Source organism: Halobacillus sp. H74, from assembly GCF_052246715.1.
GTDB lineage: Bacteria > Bacillota > Bacilli > Bacillales > Halobacillaceae > Halobacillus > Halobacillus litoralis_A.
This window is the reverse complement of the sequence record NZ_JBQQCI010000021.1, coordinates 1-1,511: the sequence shown is the minus strand read 5'-3', so window position 1 is coordinate 1,511 and position 1,511 is coordinate 1. Positions and strand designations below refer to the sequence as shown.

Annotated in this window: 1 protein-coding gene; it reads right to left on the bottom strand. The window is 38.3% G+C overall.

The window, feature by feature from the left end; translation table 11 throughout:
* Positions 1 to 53 precede the first annotated feature (53 nt).
* On the bottom strand, positions 54 to 1,271 hold the full coding sequence (locus ACTWPX_RS21610) for an IS110 family transposase (RefSeq protein WP_443121488.1): 1,218 nt from the start codon (positions 1,269 to 1,271) through the stop codon (positions 54 to 56).
* Between the last annotated feature and the right edge of the window lie 240 nt (positions 1,272 to 1,511).

Below are 1,511 nucleotides of genomic sequence, written 5' to 3'. Positions count from 1 at the left end.
ACCTCAGTTGTTTTACTTTTTTACTGAGGTAGGTCGTTCATGGTAAACTATAATTACTGGTCCATAGAGACCGCATACGAGTAATCGTACTTTGTATTTTTCCTGACCATGGAGAAAATACATTTTAGTAGCTTATTTATACAAGCTACTTTGGCAACCTTATCTTCTTTGGGGATAGGTTGCTTTTTTAATTTATAATAATAATCAACGATATGACTTGGTGCTGTTTTTTGCTGTCGGATCATATTACGTACAATAAGATATAATACCTTTCTTCCCTTTGGATTTCCCCGTTTATTAATGCGATCTTGTCCTGCGTACTTTCCAGACTGATATCTTCGGATATCAATACCTACAAATGCGTTCACTTTTTTGTGATTGGAAAAACGGGAAAGGTCGCCAATTTCTCCAATGAAAAGTGCTGCACTAATGTCGCCAATGCCTGGGAAGCTTGTAAGGACCTCAAACTCTGAAAGCTGTTTGGCGTTCCCAATCAATTGTTCAGAAACTCGTTCTTTATCTTCTAAGAGGTGATGCAGTTGTCGTGCATAATATTGAACTTTTTGAGTTTGAACACTGTGTGGGGAAACAGCTGGATAAGATTCCAAAGCGTAATCGATAATCTGACTTGCCTTTTCTTTGGCACGATTTTCTGAAATCTTTTTAGCGGTACTTTTCAACAGAAGGTTTTTGATTTTTGTTCTACTTGAATCGAGTACAAATTCAGGGTGAGGGTATAACTCAATAAGTGTTAAGGCATAGGGTGTGACCTTATTTGAAAAGAACCTCTCAAGTTCAGGGAAGCTTAAATGGATGGCATGATGCAGGTACATCCGTGTTCGTTTTATACCCTCTTCAATTTCTTGATAAAACCGCGAAAGGTCACGGGTTTCATTATAAATTTCTGATTGTTGGACTTTCTTTTTTCGGTTATTTTGTTGATGGGCTTGTGCTAATTTATGAGCGTCATGTTTGTCCGTTTTCCAGTTTCTTAGCGTTCCTTGTTCTAGTTGCTTTTTTGCCTCAAGAGGGTTTAATAAGCAGTACCGCAAATTATTCTTTTGACAAAAGGTTTCCACTGGTTTTGAATAAATGCCGGTTGATTCAAAAACGAGAATAGGCTCTTCTGGAAGGTTCCAGATTTCATCAAGCAATACTTGAAAACCATCCCTATTATGAAAGATTTCCCCTTCTGAAAGACACGTTTGGCCATTGTATAAGACTTTGTAGCTTTTCCCCATTGAAATATCTAACGCAATGATGAATTCCAATCCAATACTCTCCCTCTCTCCATATCATGTTGAAAGATCTTCACTTATTCATTTCGATTCCAATTTCCTATACACGAGCTCTGTGGCCCCAACATACTTAAACCTGATTCAAAAATGAAAGTGAAGAAGCCCGGTTTTTTATACGGATTCGCGATCCCTGAGGCTGTGGTCGGGCTTCCTTTCACCTCTCACTATATCTTAAAAAAGAAATAGTGGGTAACGTCACCCGTCGATGACATT